Source organism: Legionella cincinnatiensis (assembly GCF_900452415.1).
Classification (GTDB): Bacteria; Pseudomonadota; Gammaproteobacteria; order Legionellales; family Legionellaceae; genus Legionella; species Legionella cincinnatiensis.
Window position 1 is genome coordinate 3,744,041 of record NZ_UGNX01000001.1, and the last position, 22,232, is coordinate 3,766,272.

Sequence of the window (22,232 nt, forward strand, 5' to 3'; positions counted from 1 at the left end):
GGTCATTGCTCTCCAATATCATTACTTACACCCATAACCGCACTAACAATAGACAGTTTCAGTGACTCAGAGTAATCATCTTCATAAATTAATGAACTAATAATCTCGAACAATAGCTCTTTATTAATAACATTATCAGCAACCCATACAGCAATATTTTCCATTTCCTTCACAAATCGTGTCACGGCATAATCATAGCCATTCAGCTCTAAAAAATAAGCCCCTAAAGCAATGCTAGAGCGTTTGTTTACATCATTAAAAGCGTGATGTTTATTAATAGCAAAGACCAAATGCGTCAACTTATGTTCAATTGTTGGGTAGTAATGGTCATTTTGAATATGCATGAGAGGGCTTTCTAAATGACCAATATGTTTAACCCCATGCAGTCCGCCTGTGTGCTCAACTAACCAATCATGCACATCAATAGCATGTTGCGTATCAAAGTAGAAAAAAGGTAACTCAGCTTCGTTATTCATAATTAGCGGTCCTTCAAACGTTTAAAGACAGCTAATGTTTCCGGATCACTCAATCTTTGCTCGAGAGATTTACTGGTTTCACCTAAGAAGCGATCAAAATCAGCTTCTGGGACTGATTGTATATAAGTTTCTAATTTGTCGTGCAGCGCATCGCGAAAACATAAATCCCGGCTGGCCATTTTTGTACGGGCATCATCAATCATTGGTTTTAAATAAGGATTCTTTACTGCTCGTTCAATCAAATTATCAAGTTCGTGTGGTACAAGTTTGCGCTGATGTTTTTCAAAATACTCTTTCATTTCTGCTGCCAAGCCATTTTCGAAACTAGCAATTGCTCTTAATACTTCTGCATAAAAAGTTTCTCGTAGATTATCTTTTTCAGCCAGTTTAAGAATTTTTTTGTATTCGGCCGCATTTTCATGAAAAATGGCTTGATATACCTTATTTGTATATACAGCGTACTTATGATTACCCATTGCTAAATAGTCACGTAATGCGTAAGTAAATTCTTCACGGTAACTAAACTCTTGGTAAGCTGCTGGTAAATAATCTTGGTCTCGTTGATTAATAAATTGTGTATGGCCTCCGGCACGCTCAGCCATAACATCAATGACTATATCTAAAATGCGTGAGCGTATAATTTGAGCTTTCTCGCTTTCCGTAAGCAGCATGCTTAAATTAAGTACTGCGCGAAAGGTAAAGATACCCAATACTGTTGTTTTGGTACCCTCATTTGTGAGGGTACCAGAGGCTACTTCTTTGAAATCCTTAAGGTTTTTCCCTCGAAGTAACAAATAGCCATTGTTTTTCAGTTCTTCTGCATTAGCAGAAAGATAGCGCTCCAACGTCCCGTCACTAATCTCAAATAAATCCAATACCTGGCGTTTGGTGAACACGGTTTTACCTTGGTATTTAATTCCCCCTAGTGCCAAATGCACTTCAGCTTGATCTAAAGCATAACGATTGTTAAGAATATTTTGTCGGCTGTGGGGTGAAGTTGTTAAATCGTTATTCATGCCACAACTCCTTTTAACATGAGTAAAATCTCCTGCTCAATTTTTTTGATATCAGCTTCTATTTCTTCTAATGCTCTTGGTGGCTTATAAACATAAAAATGACGATTTAAAGGAATTTCATAACCTACTTTTGTTTTGCTGTGATCAATCCATGCATCAGGGACGTGAGGTAATACTTCATTTTTCAAGTAGGTTTCACAATGAGAGTACACTAACGCTAACAATTGTCGATTATCAGCTTTAGCATCATAATCAATGGGCAATGGGAGGGGAATATCTGGGGGTAGTGGAACTAATTCGGTATCACGCAACTCGCTATCAGCCTCAGGATGCCCTTTGCTATCGACACAAATATCTGCGGTGTCATCTCGCTCAGATAGTGCATTAAAGATAGCCTTTTTTAATGGTGCGGTTAATTTTAACTCACATTTTTTAATTGCCGCTTGGAGCACTTGATTAAATTCATCACGATTTTTATATATAACTTCAGATGAAATCATCGAAAGCATTGCAATAATCGATTGTTGCAGCTGCTCACCTTCAGCAATCTCCGCTCTAATTGCTGCACTATCTTTACGTTTTTTACTTTCTGCTAAATTAATAAATGCAGTTTCTGTTTTTAAACGCTCCATGCGCTCCGGGTTTATTTGAAAATTTAATTTCAACGGACGTTCTACCGTTATTTTTAAATAACCAAACTCACGATTATCAAAAATTTTAGAACAAACTCGCTCTTCACTTACACCATCAATAATAACTTGTGAACGGTCATCATGAGTAAATTGCGCATAGAGACGAGTAATTTCATTAATATGCTCATCAGATAATTCATTTCGTTTATTACCTAGACTCTTACGCATCTTTTGGAAATGCTTAGTGGCATCGATAAGTTGAATTTTTCCTTTCCGCTCAGGTCGTTTGCGATTACTAACTAACCATACATAGGTGTAAATACCTGTGTTATAAAACAATTGATCCGGCAAAGCGATGATGGCATCTAAATAGTCATTTTCAATAATCCAACGCCGAGTATTGCTTTCACCCGAACCAGTATCTCCAGTAAATAAAGGGGAGCCATTAAAAACAATGGCAATTTTAGACCCTTCTCCATCAACATCAGGAGAGGGATGCATTTTAGACATCATATGCAATAAAAAGAGCAAAGCACCGTCATTAATTCTGGGTATGCCAGGGCCAAAACGTCCTGCAAATCCCAACTGTTTAAATTCTTTTTCCACAACATCTTGTTGGGTTTTCCATTCCACGCCAAAGGGGGGATTAGCTAACATATAATGAAAACGTTTGTCTGGATGACCGTCGCTTGTTTTCCCATCACCTAGCGTGTCACCATGAATAATGTTATCAACAGGCTCATCTTTAATTAAAAGATCTGAACAACAAATTGCGTAGGATTCTGGGTTATATTCTTGACCGAATAAAATGAGATTTGCTTGAGGATTTTGCTCACGGATATACTCTTCAGAAATAGAAAGCATCCCTCCTGTTCCACAAGTAGGATCGTAAATCGTACGTGCAATTCCTGGGGTGTAAACATCTTCATCTGAAGTATACATTAAATGCGCCATCAAGCGAATAACTTCGCGGGGGGTGAAATGGTCTCCGGCTTCTTCATTAGCTTGCTCATTAAATTTACGAACCAATTCTTCAAACACATACCCCATTTGTAGGTTATCAACGGCGTCGGGATGTAAATTGAGATCTGCAAACTCTTTAACAATAATGAATAGGCGATTGGCGTTATCAAGCTTTTCAATTTCTTGCTCAAACTTAAATTTTTCAAAGATATCTTGTGCCTTCGGCGAAAACCCATTGATATAGGTAACTAAATTGCGAGCGATATTATCCGGATCTGCGAGCAATTTTTTAAATGTGTATCTACTAATATTATAAAGAGGTTGGGCTCTATCTGCTGATGCGAATCTCCCTAATATTTTATGAATTGCCTCTTCAGTATGGCCTTGTGCCTGTAATTTTTCATATTGCTCAATAACTTTATCTTTGGTTGGTTCAAGAACACAATCCATACGACGAAGGACAGTCATTGGCAACATGACATGACGATACTGAGGTGGTCGATAAGGGCCACGTAATTTATTTGCAATATTCCAAATAAAACCAATTAAATGATCAAAACCATTACTCATCGACAATTTCTCCCTTAGGGGCAGCCATAAATTGGCCTTTTGTTAATTTCTCAATTTCATCACGACGAAAACGCCACGCACCACCAATTTTAAAGCCTGGTATTTTACCCTCTGCCGCAAAACGATAGGCTGTTTTCTCATTAATTTTTAAATATTCAGCCAACTCTTTGATTACCAGGATCTCATCGTCTTTCATGAAAATGTATTCCATTAAAATGAATTAAATGGAAAATAATGGAAATTATGGGAAAGTTCAAGCACTTTGTAGGTTCTTGACTATTCTAAATTCTAGAATATGGAATAGATGGAACTACAAAATTAAAATTTCTTGATTGGGTTTTGATTTGATAATAAAACAAGAACGAGCGGCTATGACCTTAATAAGTAAGCACTTTTTGGAGGGACTTTATTACCTGCATATCATGTGCCTCCATTAGCCTATCAAATGTACTCCAATGCATGCCTTTTGGCTTATCTTCGTGTCCATTGAGTAAACCAGGTTCCCATCCTAATCGAGCACGAATTTTATCAACATTCTGTATCGCTCTGTCCTCAGGAGTTTGCAGTTGGCTAAAATAAACCAACCTATAACAATGTCGACAAGCAAAGAGTGTATCGCCTAAATACAACTTCGCCACTCGTCGGGAGCATTTTTTGATGGGACAGATAAACCATGGTCGACCACCCCCATAGTGGCAATCCGTCCATGTTAGTGCCACGCTATAGCGAAGCTCTTCTCCAAGCCTGTTAAAGTGGTGCAACAACAATTCATCTATTTTGGTAACAATATACACAGAAGCTATCTTTGCTTTATCAGCGTTATACCAAATTCGAGTAACACCTTGATCTGACTTGAATAGGTCCTTTCGATATAGCGTTCGTACATCCAGTTGAGGATATTTTGATGTGGTTCTTATATTTCTTCGCCAGATGCGACCGCTCCCAAAGCCACCCATATTAATTCCTCGCTGATTTAATCGAAATCATTAGTTAAATTGAACCAAATCACTCTAAAATTGCAGTGCTACTGCTACTGCTACTGTTGCTATTTCTGCTACTGTTGCTATTTCTGCTACTGTTGCTATTTCTGCTACTGTTGCTATTTCTGCTACTGATATTTCCTGCATTCTGATACCAATAGCAATAGTAGCAACATTAGCAGGTAGTGCTATTGCTGATTAGTTTTATCCAATAGCATAGGATTAATTTCAATCCATTTTTTTCTGGATGATTTCACAATTTTTGCGCGATGATATTGCTGCAGTATATTTATAGTTTCAGATAATGCTTGCTCCGTTCTCATACTAGCAGGCCCATGTTGTAAAACGATCTTAGTAGGAATTTTATCAACATTATTTTTCTGGCAATAGGCAATAAGCCACTTTTCTAGTTTGACTAAATTGGTGAGCTCAGGAGACAAGGATAGCTCGCCGAAAAATCTCTTTGACTCATTTAAATGCCACAATACAAGACAGCTTGCCTTTTCAAATAAATCTATTTGAATTTCACTATCAATTTCCTTTTCAAATCCTTGAAACAATGCTGATAGTCTAGCAGCATTATCAGCTATTTTACTCGCCACATCACGTACATCATATAAGTCTCCTGTTTGATGAAGCTGATTTTCAATCATGTCATGAAATCTAACCCAGGCATCTTTTGCTTCAGGAGAAAATGACATTAATCTTGGTGTTAATTCTGCATGACTATCAAATGGAGCCGCTTTATCAAGTATTTGAGTAATACGTTGGTGAAAGTTACCTAAGGCAGGCCATTTTTCAGGTGAGGTAGTGAAAAAACGGGTTCCTTGAGTTGATTCTGGTTTTGCCAATAAAACACGAGCAAAATAACCTATGCCACGAGCAATGCTACCTAATTTTGCTGTAAATTCCATAAGTGCAGCTTCTTGTACTTGTATCGACATAGTCAATCGTACAGCTTGCGCAGTAAATGATTCAGAACCTATTCGATCTGTTGGAATATTTTTGCCATCCCATGCCTGATTGTAGGTTGCAAAATTTCGCATAGCCGAATCTTTTTGCATCGCATGCGCTCCTAAAACAACACCACCTTCACTAGAAACAACACCTGCAGACGGCCAAATAGTTGCTAAATTACGTTTTAAAGCTTCTGGAGTTGCATCACTGTATACTAATCGAGGAACTTTAGGATGTTTAGGTTTAATGTGCTCAAGTTCAAATAATGCGCTCTCCATGTTTTCTGTACTTTCAGACTTTTTTGCTAATTTTTTAATTTCAGCTTTTATACCATCAAATTTAGACTGCCATATTGCCATGCTTACTTCATAAGACTTTATCGATGATTTTGCAGCATCTCTTTGACGCTTTTCATAGTCATAAATTGATTGCATAAAAAATCCATCGCATGTTGATTTCCTCTCTCCAGAATCGGCTATAGTCATGAAAAATAATCCTGTGGGACCACAAAGTTTTTCATCACGCTTTACATCGATATATGTTTGAATCGCAAGTGAAATAGCAGAAAGAGCCGATGAAGCGACTAATGCCATCGGTGCTTTTACAAAACGTTGTACCTCTTCCACTGCGGCACGAACAGTATCAGGTAATGCTTCATGTGGATAAGGCTTTTCTAAAATCAAAGCCGTCAGAGGTATTGGAATGGGCCAGGAAGAATCTTCTTTATCTTTCATTAGTAAGTTTAAAATATCCTGTTTGGAAGCATGTGGATTGGCTTTGAACCAATCCACAACATCACCACCATCAGGCAAACTCAACTGATTAACATCTATATATCGAAGAGAGCACCCTATAGATTGTAAAATATTGGTCACTTCTTGTGAGTATTGAAGACCAGACTCATCAAAATCGCGCCATATTACAATGCTGCGTCCACGTAATACATCCCAATTAGCATCAGTTGCGCTCGTGCTGCTGCCTGATGTGACTGCTATAAAACCAAGCGATGTTAATAAATCTGCTTTTTGCTCACCTTCTACAACCCATACATCGCGTGCTAAGTCACTACCAATATTAGATAAAAGATACAACGGCTTACCTGATTCAAATGTTGGTTCGCCAATAATCCAATCATCTTTTTCAGTATTAAAATGAAAAGGGCGAATCCATTTTCTTCCATCTGGATGTTTTAACCGGATGCGAAAATAGATCAGATTGTTTTCCTCGTCGTTATATTGATGTAAAGCGGTTGGTTGAAAACCTTCCGCTAACTCTTTTTTTGCATATTGTTCGATAAGCCATGATACGGCCTTCAATTCATTGTTATTCATTCCATGCCCCCAATTCTGTTACTGCATCAACGAAATTAAGGCCATAGCGTAATCTGTGAAAAGCCAAGACATCACAGCCTTTTGCCCCGCATCCAAAGCAACGAAAATAACTATCAACCAAATTAATATTTAAACTCGGGCTCTTATCATCATGAAAACAACATTTGACGCTGACCTGCTCTGATTTAATTTTCAAAATTTTAAATTGGTTGCTGTAGTAAGAAATAGGTGTAGGCAAGCGAGATCGATCGAATTCACGCCTATATTTTTTTCTAGTATAATTAGTGTGCTGATTCTTTGGGAAAGCCCCATTCGCACCAACGAATGGGGGATTTTTGACATCGTTCATTTATCCCCCTCCTGCTTATAGCTAGCAAGGAGGGCATGTATATCTTCGGCCCTCCACGCTGTGCATCGAGCACTCAATTTATAGGGGCGGGGGTATTTACCCGATTTGACGCCAGCCCAAAATGCTGAGCGACTGACGGGAAAAACCGCAAGGATTTTGTCAATTTTGACGTATCCAACTTCTGGGATAGTTATCATTAAGGGTCCTCCAGGACACAAGTAGTGATTAGGAGGTCCAAGTGTATTGGAGAACAAAAAGGATACGTGAACGTCTATCCTTTGGTATCAGAAAGAAATTTTTCCGGCTATAAACCAACTTTTTATTGTATGTTCTGATGGTGCGCTATTACCGTATTTTGTGATCAGATCCCCAGATGCCTTTTTATAACAGTTTTTTTTATTTTCTCCTTTAGCTCTATAGTCCCTGCATATTTTTTGTGCCTCATCCATAAAGTTCTGTTTATTCTTTTCTTCATTAACTTCGTGTGTGCGATGCCTGCCAGCAGAGTAAAGAGCATGTACCTCATCTAAAAGAAATAGACGAAAGAAATATTCTTGTATTAGCATAACGGTATCTAGAACCGCACTACATTCATTATGAATTGGAGGCCAGGCATTGAGTAACATTCTACATTTATGATCAATAAGAGCAGCAAGATATTCACCTGTTTGCCCACCTGTTACGCGATCGCGCTCTTCAATAGCGGCAAATAAAGACAACCAAACTTCATCGCTTTTCACTACCTTGCCATTAGTAATACAAAAATGCCCTGTTGTATCTTTGAAACCTTTTCTTTCTAGATAATCTTGAGCATGTTGCATATAAAAGGTTAGTCTTCGCTCGGCAAAACTCTGCTCATTAAGGTCATTATCAATTTTGGCTAGCAACTCATAAAATTTGAACAAAGTAACTTCATGTTGTTTGGTTCTACCAATATTACGAAATTTAATTTCTTTTAGCATAGTTATTCACCTTTTAACTTGTCTAAATAATCCGCCCAGCGCTGCATCATCTTGTGCCTTTCAGGTAAATGCTTTGTACGGTTATAAGCTCGACCATTTGGATCTTTCACAGCATGAGCCAATTGATGCTCTATAAGGTGGGCTGGTTCACCTAATTCCTCATCAAGAATAGTTCTTGCCATTGCTCTAAAGCCATGCCCGCTCATTTCGTCTTTACCAATGCCTAAACGACGCATAGCGGCTAGAATTGCGTTATCACTCATTGGGCGATCACTGCTGCGTGCTCCTGGAAAAACATAACGTCCCAAACCTGTTAAAGCATACAATTCTTGCAGAATTGCTACGGCTTGCGTAGCGAGCGGAACAATATGAGGTGTATCTGTTTTTGTAACGATATAACGCCATTCAGCGGTTTCGAGGTCGATATCTTTCCATTCTGCTTTACGTAATTCTCCTGGCCTGACAAAAACCAAAGGAGCTAAACGTAAAGCACAAATAACTGTTAGCGTTCCTTGATAACCATCAAGAGCACGCAATAATTCAGCAACTTTTTTAGGTTCAGTGACGGCAGCAAAATGTTCGCCTTTAACAGGTGGTAAAGCTCCTCGCAAATCAGCTGCTGTGTCACGCAGAGCACGAGATGTGGCAATTGCGTAACGAAATACTTGTCCACAATTGGCTAAGGCGCGATGTGCCGTTTCTAACGCGCCACGTTCTTCAATCCGGCGGATCACTGCAAGCAAGTCGGGCGGGGTAATATCAGCGATAGGTTTTTCACCAAGCCAAGGAAAAATATCGCGTTCAAAACGACGAATAATGCGCTCACCATGTGAGTCAACCCAAGTGGGTGAATATTTCGCGTACCATTCTCGTGCGACAACTTCAAAACTATTAGCTAATCGCTCTTGTTTTGTTGCTTTCTGAGCTTTGCGCTGCTGGCCTGGATCAACCTTGTCTGCCAGCAATTTACGGGCAGTTTCTCTGCGCTCTCTCGCTTTTTCAAGGCTTACATCAGGATAAGTACCTAGCGACAATAACTTTTCTTTTCCATCGAAAGCATAGCGAAACCGCCACCATTTTTTCCCTTTTGGGGTAACAATTAGAAATAAGCCACGCTCATCAAAAAGTTTATATTGCTTCTCACGAGGCTTGGCATTGCGAATTTGAACGTCTTTTAAGGCCATTTTGGGGTAACTCATTTTGTGCGTTATGGGGTTACCCTAAAAGTTACCCCAGTTGAACGCTGGATGTCGTTGGACGACATGGCTCTACCCCAAAAAAGGGGGCATTTTAATCAAGTTAGTTTAGACTAACTCTTTGATTTCGCGGTCAAAAGGAAGATTAAAATGCCTAAAAGAGATTGTATCCTAAATTTGCCAGGATATTCTATTAAAAGAGTAAGTGGAGAAAACCCAGTATACATAGAGGTGAGTTATCGTTGGGTAGTTCGCTGTATTCATTGCGGTAATAAGAAGCTGCGTAAAAAGGACAGTTTTATAAGACGAATCCGTCATGAATCGATTGGATTGCGTCGGAGTTATTTGTGTATCAAAGCCCATAAGTATTATTGTCCATCTTGTGGACGCTATTTTAATCAGCGATTTCCTGGGATAGGGAAACATCAAAGAGCGACGGAGAGTTTACGAAAGCAGGTGTTTCACTACCATAGCAAAGGAGTGAGTCAAAAGGATTTGGCGCGAGATTTAAAGCTGGGAAAATCGACTGTAGAGCGTTGGTATCACTATGGTTATGCACTACGTTATAAAAAGATAGCAACTCGCTCTTGTCCTCGCATCTTAGGATTGGATGAGCATTCATTTAATAGAAAGGTTGGGTATGCTACAACCTTTTGTGACTTGGCCAAGCACAAAATCTTTGATGTGGTTGAAGGGCGTAGTGCTAAAGACTTAGAGAGCTATCTCAAGTCCTTAGAGGGTCGGGATAAAGTACTTGTAGTGTGTATTGATTTAAGCAGCAGCTATCGCTTGTTAATTAAGCGTTATTTTCCTAATGCAAAGATAGTTGCCGATCGTTTCCATGTGATTCGCTTGTTGAATCAGATGAGTCTCCAGACTTATCAACAAATTGACCCTCAAATAAAGTATCAACGTGGTCTATTAGCTGCATTAAGAACGAATGAAGCCAATTTAACGATAAAACGATTAAATAAAAGAGCCAGCTATTTACAGCACCAACCAGCAATTGCGGCTATCTATCACTTTAAGCAACGTCTCCATCGACTCCTGATGAAAAAGCATCGGACAGCAAAACAGTGTCGGCGTTTACTGCCTTTGTTTCTTAAATACGTAACGCTTTTAAAAGAAAGTCCTTTTGAGTCACTAAAAACTCTAGGTAAAACATTATATCAATGGCGGGAAGAAGTGGTTAGAATGTGGCGGTTTACTAAAAACAACGGCATTACGGAGGGATTTCATCGCAAGATGAAGCTAATTCAACGACGTGCTTATGGATTTAGAAATTTTGAAAATTATAGGTTAAGGGTTAAAGTTTTGTGTTCTTGATTAATGCCCCCGGAAATGGGGATGAGCCGACGACATTATGTCCAAATGGACGTAAAGATCAATAGGAATATGGATTTTATGAGGAGTTAGAATGTTATTAGACGGTAAAAAACGATTAATTGGTGGAGGCGGCGGGAATCGAACCCGCGTCCGCAAATCCTCTGCCTTCAGCTCTACATGCGTAGCCTTGTCTTTTGAATTTAACTGTGGATTCTCCGACGGGCAGGATGATACACAGCGACTCCCTAAGTTTCGCATCTTAACCCGGGATAGATTAGGACACTAGCTTATCTCTTATGACCGTTGATTCGATACCGATAAGCGGGCTCGGTCGAACGGGATACTGGGTTTATTGGCCAGTACACAGTGATGGTTTAACTAAAGTGCTTATTAGGCAGCAATAGCTTCCCCACCAGCAAAGTTTTCATCGTTTGCATTTATATTTAGTTGAGTCTGATTTACGAGAGTCCTCATTCTCGGCATGCACCTCTGGTTTTGCAACCCACGTCGAAGCCAGGTCGCCCCCTTACATTAAAGTATACCATAAAATGTTAAAAAATAAGCCGTCTTCTATCAAATTTCGTCGCTTTCAAAAGCACTTTCCGGGTTATTCTTTTTTCTTACCCGGAATTTAATTTATCCTTGAATGCCATTATGACGTAATAAAGCATCAATAGTCGCAGCACGCCCCCTAAACGCTTTATAAGCTTCCGCAGCTTTTTTGGAACTTCCTACTTCTAAAATATTATGTAAAAAGTCACGCCCTGTTTGCGGATTTAAAACACCTTCTTCTTCAAAGCGAGAAAAGGCATCGCTGGATAAAACCTCTGCCCAACTATAACTGTAATAACCTGCAGCATATCCACCGGCAAAAATATGGCTAAAGCTCTGTGGAAAACGATTGTAAGGAACCAAAGGAACAACACAAGACTTAGAGCGCACGTCCGTTAAAATATCATTAACAAGTGAAGCTTGATTCGGAATATATTCTTTATGAATGCGAAAATCAAAAAGAGAAAACTCCATTTGTCTTAACATGGCCATTGCTGATTGAAAATTCTTTGCAGCAATGAGACGTTCGAAAAGAGAGTCAGGAAGAGGCTCGCCAGTATCTACATGAGCAGTTAAAGCAGCTAAACCACTTTTCTCCCAACACCAGTTTTCAAAAAATTGACTGGGTAACTCCACCGCATCCCACTCTACACCATTAATCCCTGAAGCACCTAAGTAATCTACTTGAGTTAAGATGTGATGAAGGCAATGGCCAAATTCGTGGAATAAAGTAATGACTTCTTCATGAGAGAGCATTGCTGGCTTATTCGCTGTTGCCTTTGCAAAGTTACACGTCAAAGTTGCAATAGGTAGTTGTACGGTACCGTCTTCCAACCTTCTGCGGCTTTGTAAAGAATCCATCCATGCCCCACTGCGTTTATTAGGTCTGGAAAACAAATCTGTATAAATATAGCCGCGTACGTTATTATGCTCATCAACGATACAATAACATTGTACATCTTTATGCCACACATCCGTGCCCTTGATTTCCTCAATGGACATCCCATACAGTTTTTCGACAAGTTCGAACAAACCGCGCATCACGATTAACTGGGGAAAATAAGGACGTAAGTCTTCTTGGGATAATGTAAATAACGCTTGTCTTCTTTTTTCAGTCAAATAACCTACGTCCCAGGGTTTTACAAGATTTAACTTAAATTGCTCCGCAGCAAATTGCTCCAATTGTTTAAACTCATTTTCACCTTGCTTATGGGCTCGCTTGACTAAATCCTGCATAAAATCCATAACTTGGTTGGTTGATTCCGCCATTTTTGTCGCTAAAGACAATTCAGCATAATTGCTAAAGCCTAAAAGCTGTGCTTCTTCATGGCGTAACGCTAAAATTTCTTGAATCAACGGTGTATTGTCATAGGTTCCAGCATTAGGTCCCTGATCTGAAGCCCTAGTGATATAAGCATGATACATTTCCTCTCGTAAACTACGATCTTCAGCATGAGTCATTACTGCATAATAACAAGGATATTCTAAGGTAAGTACAAACCCTTCAAGACCCTTCTCAACAGCCAGTTCTCTGGCTGTATTTAATGCATGCTCAGGTACACCTACTAAGCGGGTGGAATCTTCAAGGTGCAAAGTAAATGCTTGAGTTGCATCTAAGATATTATGCTCAAATTGATTAGTTATTTCATTCAAACGTGTTTGGATCACCTCAAAACGCTTTTTGCGCTCTTTATCAAGAGCAACCCCAGATAATTCAAAATTACGCAAATTATCCGCAATCAGTTTTTGCTGTACGGGATTAAGTGTATGCTTATCGATTGATTTAATGGCCTCATATAACTCATGATTATGTCCCATTGCAGTTTCGTAAGCAGAGAGCAGCGGCAAACAAGCATCATAACATTTGCGCAACTCAGGAGAATCCATGACTCCGTGTAAATGAGATAATGGAGCCCAGAAACGCTCTAGCTCATCATCCATATCCTCTAAAGGATACATTAAATTATCCCAGGTACAGTGAGGATTATCTTTGAGTAAGTGCTCTACTTGTTGTAAATGCTTTTTTAGCATCGCATCAAGATGAGACTGAAAATGAGTTACATCAATATGGTTAAACTGTGGTAATCCAACTGGTGCTGACATGCTTTACCTTCGAAAATAGATATAAAGTATTAAGCATAACATTCAATTAATCATGCCTCTATACCTATAGGAAAGATTGTCTCCTGATCGCAATATATCTTAATAATTGGCGCTAATTAGATAGAGCAACTTGATAACTGCTCTAATACCAAATCATGCTCAGACAGAAAAATGGGGTCTTTCTGTTCCTTCTTCGCAAAAAAACCTAGTTTGGGTAGTCCACCTTGTGGAATTACCAGAGCATCTTTCGGTCGGCACTCATCAATAATCTGAAATAACGCAAAATTTATAAAACAAACTGCAACCAAACAAACTGCACCAATCGCAATAACAAACGGATTAAACGCCAATATTGGTAGAGCTACTGCCATTGATAGAAAAATAGCCGTAGTTGTCATCATATGTGAACCAAGTCGTAACCATTCAAAATCGAGTTGATTCTTTATGGTGTCAAGATGTGCTTCAATTTTTTTTCGTTCTGTCGAATTGCTTGTCTGCTTGAGCATCTCTTTGTATTGTTTTTGCAATTCATACAAACGACTTAATTCAATATAAGCTCGTGTTACAGAGAGAATAATATCAATTGCAAAACAGGTAATAGAGACATATATAGCAAATGGTGCTAATGCGCCTGTTAAAACAAATCGATTAATAAGACCTGCCGTCATCCAAACACTATCATTACCTAATTCAAACCATCTGCGCTGCATTTGCGCATTAAAACGTACGCTTAAACCTAAAGACTTTTCTTCTTTGCTCATCCAAGGACCAGGCAAAGTATGTTTCACCAATAAAAAGAGATTTACTGACAGGCGGGGGATGAAAAAAAGCCATGCCAAATCCGCTAAAATGGGATCAGTATATTTATCCAGAATTTTGACAAAATTACGATAGGATTCAGAAACAGTACCAAGCGTAGCAATAACATCAAAAGCACGTTTAGAGCGAATAAATAACAACCGATATAAATTCAGAAAGACCGTTGTATTACGAACATCTTGCGAAAAAGAAGGATTGATTTTTAATTTTTTAGGATCACCAGACAAAGGTTTAATAATTTCTGCCAGTAATTCACGATATAACTTTTGTTGCTGGCGTAAACGTACTACTTCTCTTGGGACATCAAGATAGTACTGATATATATGCTCCAAGAGTTCAGCCATCATTAACGCAGTAATTAACTGCTCTTCTATTTCCTTTTGATTAACCAGTTGTTTGGATAGAAATTTTGCTCTTAGTTGTTGCCCCAATAAGCTGTACTCTAGACTAAGTACCAAATGAAGTGGGATTACTTTGCGATAAAAATCAGGGCCTAATTTTTTAATGCTTTCGGTAAAAATCCAATTTAATGGATTTTTCTCTACCTGAGAAAAAGGCAGCTCCGATAAAATATCTTGTAAGTGTCGAGTTATTGGGGTCATAATGCACTACAATGTACTTTGAAAACAAAACAAGCATTTTATCTTGATCATTATTTTTTTGTCTATAAATAAATTTAAAAGTAAAAAATTAAACCTAAGTTTACATAAATTAAGTATAAAGAGATAATAATATAAGCTATATCCTCTATATTTAATCAAAGAAATAAATAACGTGAACTCCAGAGTCGACTCAGGCCTCTAAGCCCAAACGAGCTTTGATAATAATTGCCTTCTTTTCTCAAATTCCCATTAAATAGTGATCGCTAATTTATTTAGATCAAGCAAAAAGATGCTCTTGTTTCGCGGAGCCCTCCATAAATATGCTCACAAAACAGAAAAATAGACCAATATAAATACTTTTTGCAAAATAATGGTTAAAAAATAACTTGTATTCTTGCTGATTTTTGTCTTCTGAGCGACAATAATGCTCCCAAGTTACCGACAAGAGACCCCATGAATCTTTGCAAAGAATTAGCTAACGCCATTCGCATTTTAAGTGTGGACGCAGTAGAACAAGCTCAGTCAGGCCATCCAGGAATGCCATTAGGGATGGCTGATATAGCGACTGTTTTATGGAAGAAATTTTTAAAACACAATCCACAAAATCCCCATTGGTTTAATCGTGATCGTTTCGTCTTATCCAATGGACATGGCTCCATGCTCCTTTATTCATTACTTCATCTCACGGGTTATAATCTGTCTCTGGACGATCTGAAACATTTTCGTCAATTAAACTCAAAAACCCCAGGACACCCCGAGTTTGGCCATACACCAGGAGTCGAAACGACTACAGGCCCTTTAGGACAAGGGTTAGCAAATGCGGTGGGAATGGCTTTAGCCGAACGTGTTTTAGCGACTCACTTCAATCAGGATAATTTTAATCTTGTCGACCACCATACCTATACATTTGTGGGCGATGGTTGCTTGATGGAAGGTATTTCACATGAAGCATGTTCGTTAGCAGGTACTTTAGGCTTAGGAAAACTGATCGTTTTTTACGACAACAATGGTATTTCTATTGATGGTAAAATCGACTCTTGGTTTACTGACGATACAGCAACACGATTTAAGGCCTATCATTGGCAAGTCATTGAAGCAATAAATGGCCATGATATGGATGAGATTGAACAAGCCATTCTTAAAGCTCAAGCAAATACAACACAGCCTACATTAATTATCTGCAATACAGTAATTGGGTTAGGCTCTTCTGTTGCTGGGAGTGAGAAAGCCCATGGTTCAGCATTAGGTACAAAAGATGTTGCCAATGTCCGCGAATTTTTTAACTGGAAACATGAGCCTTTTGTGATCCCTGATTCCATTTATCAGCAATGGAACAATGTAGAACAAGGGCAAAAAGTCGAACAGCAATGGCTAATGCTGCTAAATCAATACCAGCAACATTATCCTCAAAAGCACGATGAATTTTTACGCCGCATCAATGGAGATCTTCCTGATGATTGGCAAAACCAAAGCCATGCATTTTTTGAACAATGCCGCAATAATGAGAAAGCCATTGCAACACGTAAAGCGTCACAACAATGCATCGAATATTTTGCACGGTTATTACCGGAAATGCTTGGTGGCTCAGCAGATTTAACAGGTTCGAATAATACGGACTGGTCAGGCAGTAAAGCAATTGTTGCCCACGATTACTCGGGTAATTATCTCTATTATGGGGTTCGCGAGTTCGCTATGGCTGCGATTATGAATGGTATAGCAGTACACGGAGGATTTATTCCTTATGGCGGAACATTCTTAGTCTTCGCAGATTATGCACGAAATGCCGTACGTTTAAGTGCGTTAATGAAACAGCGCGTCATTTATATCTTTACACACGACTCTATTGGTTTAGGTGAGGATGGCCCAACCCATCAACCGATAGAGCATGCATCTATGTTACGAATGACTCCTGGAATGAGTGTATGGCGACCTGCAGATTTAATGGAAACTGCTGTTGCATGGCAATTTGCTTTGGAGCATCATAATGGGCCAACGTCTTTACTGCTTTCAAGACAAAACTTACCTGCATTGCCACATGGGGAAACAGCTGCTGAATTGATTAAAAAAGGTGGTTATATCATCAAAGATTGCGAGGGCACTCCTGACGCACTGTTGATCGCAACTGGATCAGAAGTTCAATTAGCGATTGCTGCTGCCGAACAAGTGCAAACACAAGGATTGAAAGTGCGCGTAGTTTCTATGCCTTGTGCGGAACGATTTCTGGAGCAAGACCAAATTTATAAAAATCAGGTATTGCCACCAAATATCCGCATACGCATAGCAATTGAGGCAGCCAGTTCTGCCTATTGGTATCAATTTGTTGGTCTAGAAGGCACAGTAATAGGCTTGGATCGTTTTGGTGTATCTGCTCCTGCAGCCCAAGCATACCAATTCTTGGAAATTACTGTTGAGCGAATCGTTAAAACTTTAAATACATTATTGTAGTCTGGGTAAAAGATAAAGCCTTCACTTAGATTGTTCTCTAACTTCAAAAGTGAGGCTTTAATATTCCAGCAACAATAAACCTCTTGGAATAAAAGTAACTAGTTATTACTAAAATATTGGAGAAGTAATATGACAATACGTGTTGCGATTAATGGCTATGGCCGCATCGGTCGTTGTGTTTTAAGAGCAATTTTTGAATCCAAAAAACAAAACGAATTTGAAATCGTAGCCATCAATGATTTATCAGCGATTGATGTTACAGCACATCTAACCCGCTATGACACCACACATGGACGCTTTGCTGCAGATGTAAGCATTGAAGGAGATATGTTAATTATCGATGGGCATGCGATTAAAATTATCGCTGAACGCAATCCTGCGAATCTTCCCTGGAAGGAGCTCAATATTGATTTAGTTTTAGAGTGTACGGGTTTCTTTACAGAACGCGAAAAAGCAATGCAACATATTGCTGCTGGTGCAAAAAAAGTATTAATTTCTGCTCCCGGAAAAAATGTTGATGCCACTATAGTATATGGAGTAAACCACCACACACTTAAATCATCTGATCTCATTGTTTCCAATGCTTCTTGCACTACCAATTGTTTGGCACCAGTAGTAAAACCTTTAAATGATGCTTTAGGAATTGAATACGGCTTATTAAATACAGTCCATGCCTATACTAACGATCAAATGCTTTTAGACGGAAGTCATGAAGACCTGCGCCGAGCACGTGCTGCAGCTCACTCAATTATTCCGACAAAAACAGGCGCTGCTGCTGCAGTAGGATTAGTATTACCTGAACTCGCTGGTAAACTCGATGGCTTTGCAATGCGTGTTCCAGTGCTTAATGTTTCAGTGATTGATTTAACCTTTACTGCAAAGCGCGAAACAACGGCAAAAGAAGTCAATGATATTGTCCGTCAAGCAAAAAATCGCATTTTGCAAATCAATGATGATCCTTTAGTATCATGCGATTTTAACCATAATCCAGCATCTGCTATTTTTGATACCACCCAAACTAAAGTGTTTGGCAATCTGGTGAAAATAGTCGCTTGGTATGATAACGAATGGGGTTTTTCTAATCGTATGCTTGATACAGCACAGCAAATGATGAGTTGCTAACCCCGATTTGGAGATAACTAATGAACCTGATACAAATGAGCGATATAGACCTGTCAGGAAAACGGGTGCTAATTCGAGAGGATCTAAATGTCCCCATTAAAGAAGGGATTATTACCAGTGACCAGCGATTACAGGCCGCTTTACCTACTTTGGAAACTGCTTTAGCTGCTGGCGCTGCAGTCATGGTTCTGTCTCATTTAGGTCGTCCTGAAGAAGGAAAATTTGAAAGACGTTTTTCCATGCAGCCCATAGCAGAATACTTAAGTGAACACTTAAATTATCCTGTTCGTTTCGAAAGTCATTATCTCAATGGTATCGATGTAAAACCAGGTGAGTTGGTTGTCTGTGAAAACGTACGCTTTAATGTTGGCGAAAAAAGTAATGATGAGCAACTTGCTAAAAAACTTGCTCATCTTTGTGACATTTTTGTGATGGATGCTTTTGGAACCGCGCATCGTGCTCAAGCATCCACATATGGAGTGGCTCAGTATGCGCCGATTGCGGTTGCAGGCCCATTACTAGTGAGAGAGCTTCACGCCATAGATAAAGCACTTGAAGCACCACAAAAACCTATTGTTGCGATTGTAGGTGGTGCTAAAGTTTCCTCCAAACTCAGCTTATTACGACAATTAGTAAATCTTGTTGATTATTTAATTCCTGGTGGAGGAATAGCAAATACATTTCTCAAAGCACAAGGATTTGAAATAGGTGTTTCTCTTTATGAAGAGAATTTACTGGATGAAGCACGCGAAATTCTCCAATTAGCCAAAGCAAAAGGTTGCCATATCCCCTTACCCACTGATGTTGTAGTAGGGAAGTCATTCAGTGAATTGTGCCCTGCCTATAACAAATCACTGCACAATGTCGCATCTGATGACATGATTCTCGATATTGGGCCTATGACGGTGAGTGAATACGTTGATATCATCAATAAAGCCAAAACCATTATTTGGAATGGACCAGTAGGCGTCTTCGAGTTTGCTCAATTTGCCTATGGTACTCGAGCGTTAGCAATAGCAATTGCTGAAAGCGACGCATTTTCCATTGCTGGTGGTGGTGATACATTGGCGGCAATTGATCTCTATGATCTCAATCAACAGATTTCCTATATTTCCACCGGAGGTGGGGCATTTCTGGAGTGTTTGGAAGGAAAAACCTTACCAGCTGTTGCCATTTTGCAGGAGCGTGCTAAAGATGTTACGCCAAACTAAAATTGTTGCTACTCTAGGACCATCCAGTAGTGATCCAACGAAACTTCGCGCTATGTTAACTGCTGGTGTTGATGTAGTCCGAATTAATTTTTCTCATGCAGATGCATCTGCGTTACAACTTATTGCCTTAGTTCGACAAATAAGTGAAGAATTACATCACCCCTTAGCAGTAATGGCCGATTTACAAGGGCCTAAAATTCGCATTGGACGTTTCAAGAATAAATCAATTACGTTGGTTGAAGGCCAAACTTTTACTTTGGATTGTAATACTCCAGAGCTATTAGGTGATACTAATGAAGTTTCTATCGCATATCCAAATCTATCTCGTGAGTTGGCTCTCGGAGATCATTTACTGCTTAATGATGGATTGGTTGAATTGGAAGTAACAACAATTACTGACTCTAAAATTCACTGTATCGTTATCGAAGGGGGAATATTAAGTGATCTAAAAGGGTTAAACAGAAAAGGTGGTGGATTGGCAGCAAGGACGATGACCGATAAAGACAAACGCGATTTACACACTGCCATAGAAGCAGAGGTAGATTACATTAGTCTATCTTTTGTAAAAGATGCCCAAGACATTAGGCATACTCGTGCACTTATGAATGAGTTTGGAAAAAAAATACCCATTATTGCAAAGATCGAGCGTACTGAGGCTTTGGAATATTTAACAGAAATTATTCAAGAAGCGGATGCAATCATGGTAGCACGAGGCGATTTAGGTGTTGAAGTAGGCGCAGCCGAAGTGCCTGCCATCCAAAAGCATATTATTGGAGAAGCACGCCGTTTGGATAAAGTGGTTATTACTGCCACGCAAATGATGGAGTCAATGATTAACAACCCGCAACCCACTCGCGCGGAAGTCTCCGATGTTGCCAATGCCATACTGGATGGAACCGATGCGGTCATGTTATCTGCAGAAACAGCTAGTGGCCAATTTCCAATCAAAGTGATATCCATGGTCAATAAAATCTGTTTAAGCGCAGAAAAGCATGCCAGTTTTTATTACCATAATAAGGAAGAATCTTGCCACTATAAACGTGCGGATCAAGCGATTGCCATGGCCACAATGCATGCCGCAAATCACTTTCCCATCCAGGCCATTATTACCTTAACCGAATCAGGGGATACCGCATTATGGATATCAAGACAACAAAGTACCGTTCCTATTATCGCTGTCTCTGCTAATAAACGAACAATCGGCCGCTTGTGTCTTGCGCATAATGTTTTTCCTGTGTTCATGAATTATCATCTGTTCTTATCCGAAACCTTAAATCAAGAAGTAATAAATGAGCTAATTAAGCGAGGACATCTTGAGAAAAAAGGATTTATTTTATTAACAAGAGGTCGAATCATTGGTACAGCTGGAGGAACAAACAGTATGGAGATTATCCAACTATAGTTTATAATAAGCTTACAATGTAATCACTTCTCTCTTGAGGTTATCATTTATTTGCGGGTGTAGTTCAATGGTAGAACTTCAGCTTCCCAAGCTGATAGCGTGGGTTCGATTCCCATCACCCGCTCAATCTTTTATTTGCACTGTAATTGCTTGAAAAAACACGCTTTGTAACTTCAAAAAATTTTTTTTGTCAATTCCTACATACCCATAGAGCCTCTTTTTTCAAGCTCAAATACCACCATTGTAAATATATTTCGCTCTGTTACACTGACAATGAGCTATGGACTTTTATGTATTACATAAAGCTCGATAATCTAGAATAATTTATGGAGAAATTAATGAAAAAATTATTAACCGGACTTTTGTTAACCTCGTTACCGATAATATCATTACCCTCTTTTGCAGAAGAAGCCAGTCTATTAGGCGTATTTAAAGGTAGTTTTGCCTATCAAATAGCTGGTGAATTTAATAGCACCGCATTTGGAGCTGGTAGGTTAACAGAAGTTGGGGTATTTTATGCTGATGGTAATGGCCATATAACAGCAAATGGCCTTGCAAATATTGTTACTGCTGACCTATCTACTACATTATCTACAGGGGAAGCTACTTATTCCTGTACCTATAACGATACTGGAGCCCCCGTTCCTAGCATAGTGGTTGTTAACTGTACTCGTCATCAAGGTGGGTTACCCGATCAACAGGCAAGCTTTGCACTATCCATGGTGAATAGCTTTGGCCTTAACAAACAAAAGACTGTAAAAATTGCCGCATTATCAGGCGGATCTTTTGGAACTGTTAATATAGTTGGCGAAGGATCTTCTAAATAAGCTCTTGGCGATTAACGGGATCCAGGGATGCACTAAAACTCTGGATTCCGCAAAAACCCTTAGCGTTAATCACAAAAAATAGCCATGGCTTTTTGCAGACTGAGATCATCTAATTAAATAGAGCCTTATACTCCTGTTAAAACATCAAGAGCATCTTCTCAATACGAACGGGGCCAGAGAGACACCGGAGGGAATAAAACCCTTATTCCCAGCTTTCGTTGCTTAATGATAATAAATCCCATTTTTTGTCATGAATCATCCACTCACATCATAAACAACACAACAAAGATAATTTAACATCTCTTGCAATTTATTTTCTCTAGTGAGAATAAATTATGATCATAATGTATTGACATATAAATATACTTCAAGTTATTTTCATGATTAATAT

General features: G+C 39.1%; 17 protein-coding genes, 1 tRNA gene and 1 other RNA gene. 7 read left to right on the forward strand and 12 right to left on the reverse strand.

Annotation, left to right across the window (positions count from 1 at the left end; genetic code table 11):
* Positions 1-2: 2 nt before the first annotated feature.
* From DYH34_RS16350 to DYH34_RS16395, 9 genes are all read right to left on the reverse strand, one after another.
* Positions 3-476, reverse strand: a complete 474-nt coding sequence (locus DYH34_RS16350; protein ID WP_058463654.1) for a type II toxin-antitoxin system death-on-curing family toxin — start codon at positions 474-476, stop codon at positions 3-5.
* 2 nt (positions 477-478) lie between these two features.
* Positions 479-1,492, reverse strand: coding sequence for a hypothetical protein (locus DYH34_RS16355; RefSeq protein WP_058463653.1), 1,014 nt, complete (start codon positions 1,490-1,492; stop codon positions 479-481).
* The gene (locus DYH34_RS16360; protein WP_058463652.1) at positions 1,489-3,657 is read right to left on the reverse strand and encodes a type I restriction-modification system subunit M; all 2,169 of its coding nucleotides are present in this window, start codon (positions 3,655-3,657) and stop codon (positions 1,489-1,491) included. The genes DYH34_RS16355 and DYH34_RS16360 overlap by 4 nt, the downstream gene beginning before the upstream one ends.
* A complete protein-coding gene (locus tag DYH34_RS16365; RefSeq protein ID WP_058463651.1) occupies positions 3,650-3,853 on the reverse strand; it encodes a helix-turn-helix domain-containing protein in 204 nt (67 codons plus the stop codon). Before DYH34_RS16365 ends, DYH34_RS16360 begins: the two co-directional genes overlap by 8 nt.
* 181 nt (positions 3,854-4,034) lie before the next feature.
* Positions 4,035-4,613 carry a hypothetical protein gene (locus tag DYH34_RS16370; protein ID WP_058463650.1) on the reverse strand — a complete coding sequence of 193 codons (579 nt, stop codon included), beginning with the start codon at positions 4,611-4,613 and terminating at the stop codon, positions 4,035-4,037.
* Positions 4,614-4,825: 212 nt separating this feature from the next.
* Positions 4,826-6,925, reverse strand: coding sequence for a YfjI family protein (locus DYH34_RS16375; RefSeq protein WP_058463649.1), 2,100 nt, complete (start codon positions 6,923-6,925; stop codon positions 4,826-4,828).
* The gene (locus tag DYH34_RS16380; RefSeq protein WP_058463648.1) at positions 6,918-7,274 is read right to left on the reverse strand and encodes a CHC2 zinc finger domain-containing protein; all 357 of its coding nucleotides are present in this window, start codon (positions 7,272-7,274) and stop codon (positions 6,918-6,920) included. Before DYH34_RS16380 ends, DYH34_RS16375 begins: the two co-directional genes overlap by 8 nt.
* A 284-nt stretch (positions 7,275-7,558) precedes the next feature.
* Positions 7,559-8,236 (reverse strand): hypothetical protein, encoded by a 678-nt coding sequence (locus DYH34_RS16390; protein WP_058463646.1) that lies wholly within the window; start codon positions 8,234-8,236, stop codon positions 7,559-7,561.
* A 2-nt stretch (positions 8,237-8,238) separates the two neighbouring features.
* A complete protein-coding gene (locus tag DYH34_RS16395) occupies positions 8,239-9,420 on the reverse strand; it encodes a tyrosine-type recombinase/integrase (RefSeq protein WP_058463645.1) in 1,182 nt (393 codons plus the stop codon).
* A 162-nt stretch (positions 9,421-9,582) separates the two neighbouring features.
* Between DYH34_RS16395 and DYH34_RS16400 the strand changes: the two genes are divergently transcribed.
* Positions 9,583-10,758 (forward strand): ISL3 family transposase, encoded by a 1,176-nt coding sequence (locus DYH34_RS16400; RefSeq protein WP_058463644.1) that lies wholly within the window; start codon positions 9,583-9,585, stop codon positions 10,756-10,758.
* Positions 10,759-10,878: 120 nt separating this feature from the next.
* Here DYH34_RS16400 and ssrA read toward each other — a convergent pair.
* The 3 genes from ssrA to DYH34_RS16415 all read right to left on the reverse strand — a co-directional run bounded on the left by ssrA (position 10,879) and on the right by DYH34_RS16415 (position 14,834).
* Positions 10,879-11,284, reverse strand: a transfer-messenger RNA (tmRNA) gene (gene ssrA, locus DYH34_RS16405).
* Positions 11,285-11,394: 110 nt separating this feature from the next.
* Positions 11,395-13,413: a M3 family metallopeptidase gene (locus tag DYH34_RS16410; protein WP_058463371.1), complete on the reverse strand. Its 2,019-nt coding sequence runs from the start codon at positions 13,411-13,413 to the stop codon at positions 11,395-11,397.
* Between the two features lie 116 nt (positions 13,414-13,529).
* Complete coding sequence (locus tag DYH34_RS16415) at positions 13,530-14,834, reverse strand: hypothetical protein (protein WP_058463370.1); 1,305 nt, start codon at positions 14,832-14,834, stop codon at positions 13,530-13,532.
* Between the two features lie 453 nt (positions 14,835-15,287).
* Here DYH34_RS16415 and tkt point away from each other — a divergent pair, with 453 nt between their 5' ends.
* From tkt to DYH34_RS16445, 6 genes are all read left to right on the forward strand, one after another.
* Entirely contained in the window at positions 15,288-17,279 is a 1,992-nt protein-coding gene (gene tkt / locus DYH34_RS16420) for a transketolase (RefSeq protein WP_058463369.1), read from the forward strand.
* Between the two features lie 129 nt (positions 17,280-17,408).
* A complete protein-coding gene (gap, locus tag DYH34_RS16425; protein ID WP_058463368.1) occupies positions 17,409-18,401 on the forward strand; it encodes a type I glyceraldehyde-3-phosphate dehydrogenase in 993 nt (330 codons plus the stop codon).
* A 20-nt stretch (positions 18,402-18,421) separates the two neighbouring features.
* A complete protein-coding gene (locus DYH34_RS16430; protein ID WP_058463367.1) occupies positions 18,422-19,612 on the forward strand; it encodes a phosphoglycerate kinase in 1,191 nt (396 codons plus the stop codon).
* A complete protein-coding gene (gene pyk / locus DYH34_RS16435) occupies positions 19,596-21,014 on the forward strand; it encodes a pyruvate kinase (protein ID WP_058463366.1) in 1,419 nt (472 codons plus the stop codon). The genes DYH34_RS16430 and pyk overlap by 17 nt, the downstream gene beginning before the upstream one ends.
* Before the next feature lie 53 nt (positions 21,015-21,067).
* Positions 21,068-21,138, forward strand: a tRNA-Gly gene (locus DYH34_RS16440).
* A gap of 214 nt (positions 21,139-21,352) precedes the next feature.
* The gene (locus DYH34_RS16445) at positions 21,353-21,841 is read left to right on the forward strand and encodes a hypothetical protein (protein WP_058463365.1); all 489 of its coding nucleotides are present in this window, start codon (positions 21,353-21,355) and stop codon (positions 21,839-21,841) included.
* Positions 21,842-22,232: the final 391 nt, after the last annotated feature.

Excerpts from the sequence above, each read along its gene's own strand:
- DYH34_RS16350 (WP_058463654.1), bottom strand. The coding sequence starts at position 476 with ATGAATAACGAAGCTGAGTTACCTTTTTTCTACTTTGATACGCAACAT.
- gap (WP_058463368.1), top strand. The coding sequence starts at position 17,409 with ATGACAATACGTGTTGCGATTAATGGCTATGGCCGCATCGGTCGTTGT.
- DYH34_RS16390 (WP_058463646.1), bottom strand. The coding sequence starts at position 8,236 with ATGCTAAAAGAAATTAAATTTCGTAATATTGGTAGAACCAAACAACAT.
- DYH34_RS16365 (WP_058463651.1), bottom strand. The coding sequence starts at position 3,853 with ATGAAAGACGATGAGATCCTGGTAATCAAAGAGTTGGCTGAATATTTA.
- DYH34_RS16430 (WP_058463367.1), top strand. The coding sequence starts at position 18,422 with ATGAACCTGATACAAATGAGCGATATAGACCTGTCAGGAAAACGGGTG.
- DYH34_RS16370 (WP_058463650.1), bottom strand. The coding sequence starts at position 4,613 with ATGGGTGGCTTTGGGAGCGGTCGCATCTGGCGAAGAAATATAAGAACC.
- DYH34_RS16360 (WP_058463652.1), bottom strand. The coding sequence starts at position 3,657 with ATGAGTAATGGTTTTGATCATTTAATTGGTTTTATTTGGAATATTGCA.
- DYH34_RS16410 (WP_058463371.1), bottom strand. The coding sequence starts at position 13,413 with ATGTCAGCACCAGTTGGATTACCACAGTTTAACCATATTGATGTAACT.
- DYH34_RS16380 (WP_058463648.1), bottom strand. The coding sequence starts at position 7,274 with ATGAACGATGTCAAAAATCCCCCATTCGTTGGTGCGAATGGGGCTTTC.
- DYH34_RS16355 (WP_058463653.1), bottom strand. The coding sequence starts at position 1,492 with ATGAATAACGATTTAACAACTTCACCCCACAGCCGACAAAATATTCTT.
- DYH34_RS16375 (WP_058463649.1), bottom strand. The coding sequence starts at position 6,925 with ATGAATAACAATGAATTGAAGGCCGTATCATGGCTTATCGAACAATAT.
- DYH34_RS16415 (WP_058463370.1), bottom strand. The coding sequence starts at position 14,834 with ATGACCCCAATAACTCGACACTTACAAGATATTTTATCGGAGCTGCCT.
- tkt (WP_058463369.1), top strand. The coding sequence starts at position 15,288 with ATGAATCTTTGCAAAGAATTAGCTAACGCCATTCGCATTTTAAGTGTG.
- DYH34_RS16400 (WP_058463644.1), top strand. The coding sequence starts at position 9,583 with ATGCCTAAAAGAGATTGTATCCTAAATTTGCCAGGATATTCTATTAAA.
- DYH34_RS16395 (WP_058463645.1), bottom strand. The coding sequence starts at position 9,420 with ATGGCCTTAAAAGACGTTCAAATTCGCAATGCCAAGCCTCGTGAGAAG.
- pyk (WP_058463366.1), top strand. The coding sequence starts at position 19,596 with ATGTTACGCCAAACTAAAATTGTTGCTACTCTAGGACCATCCAGTAGT.
- DYH34_RS16445 (WP_058463365.1), top strand. The coding sequence starts at position 21,353 with ATGAAAAAATTATTAACCGGACTTTTGTTAACCTCGTTACCGATAATA.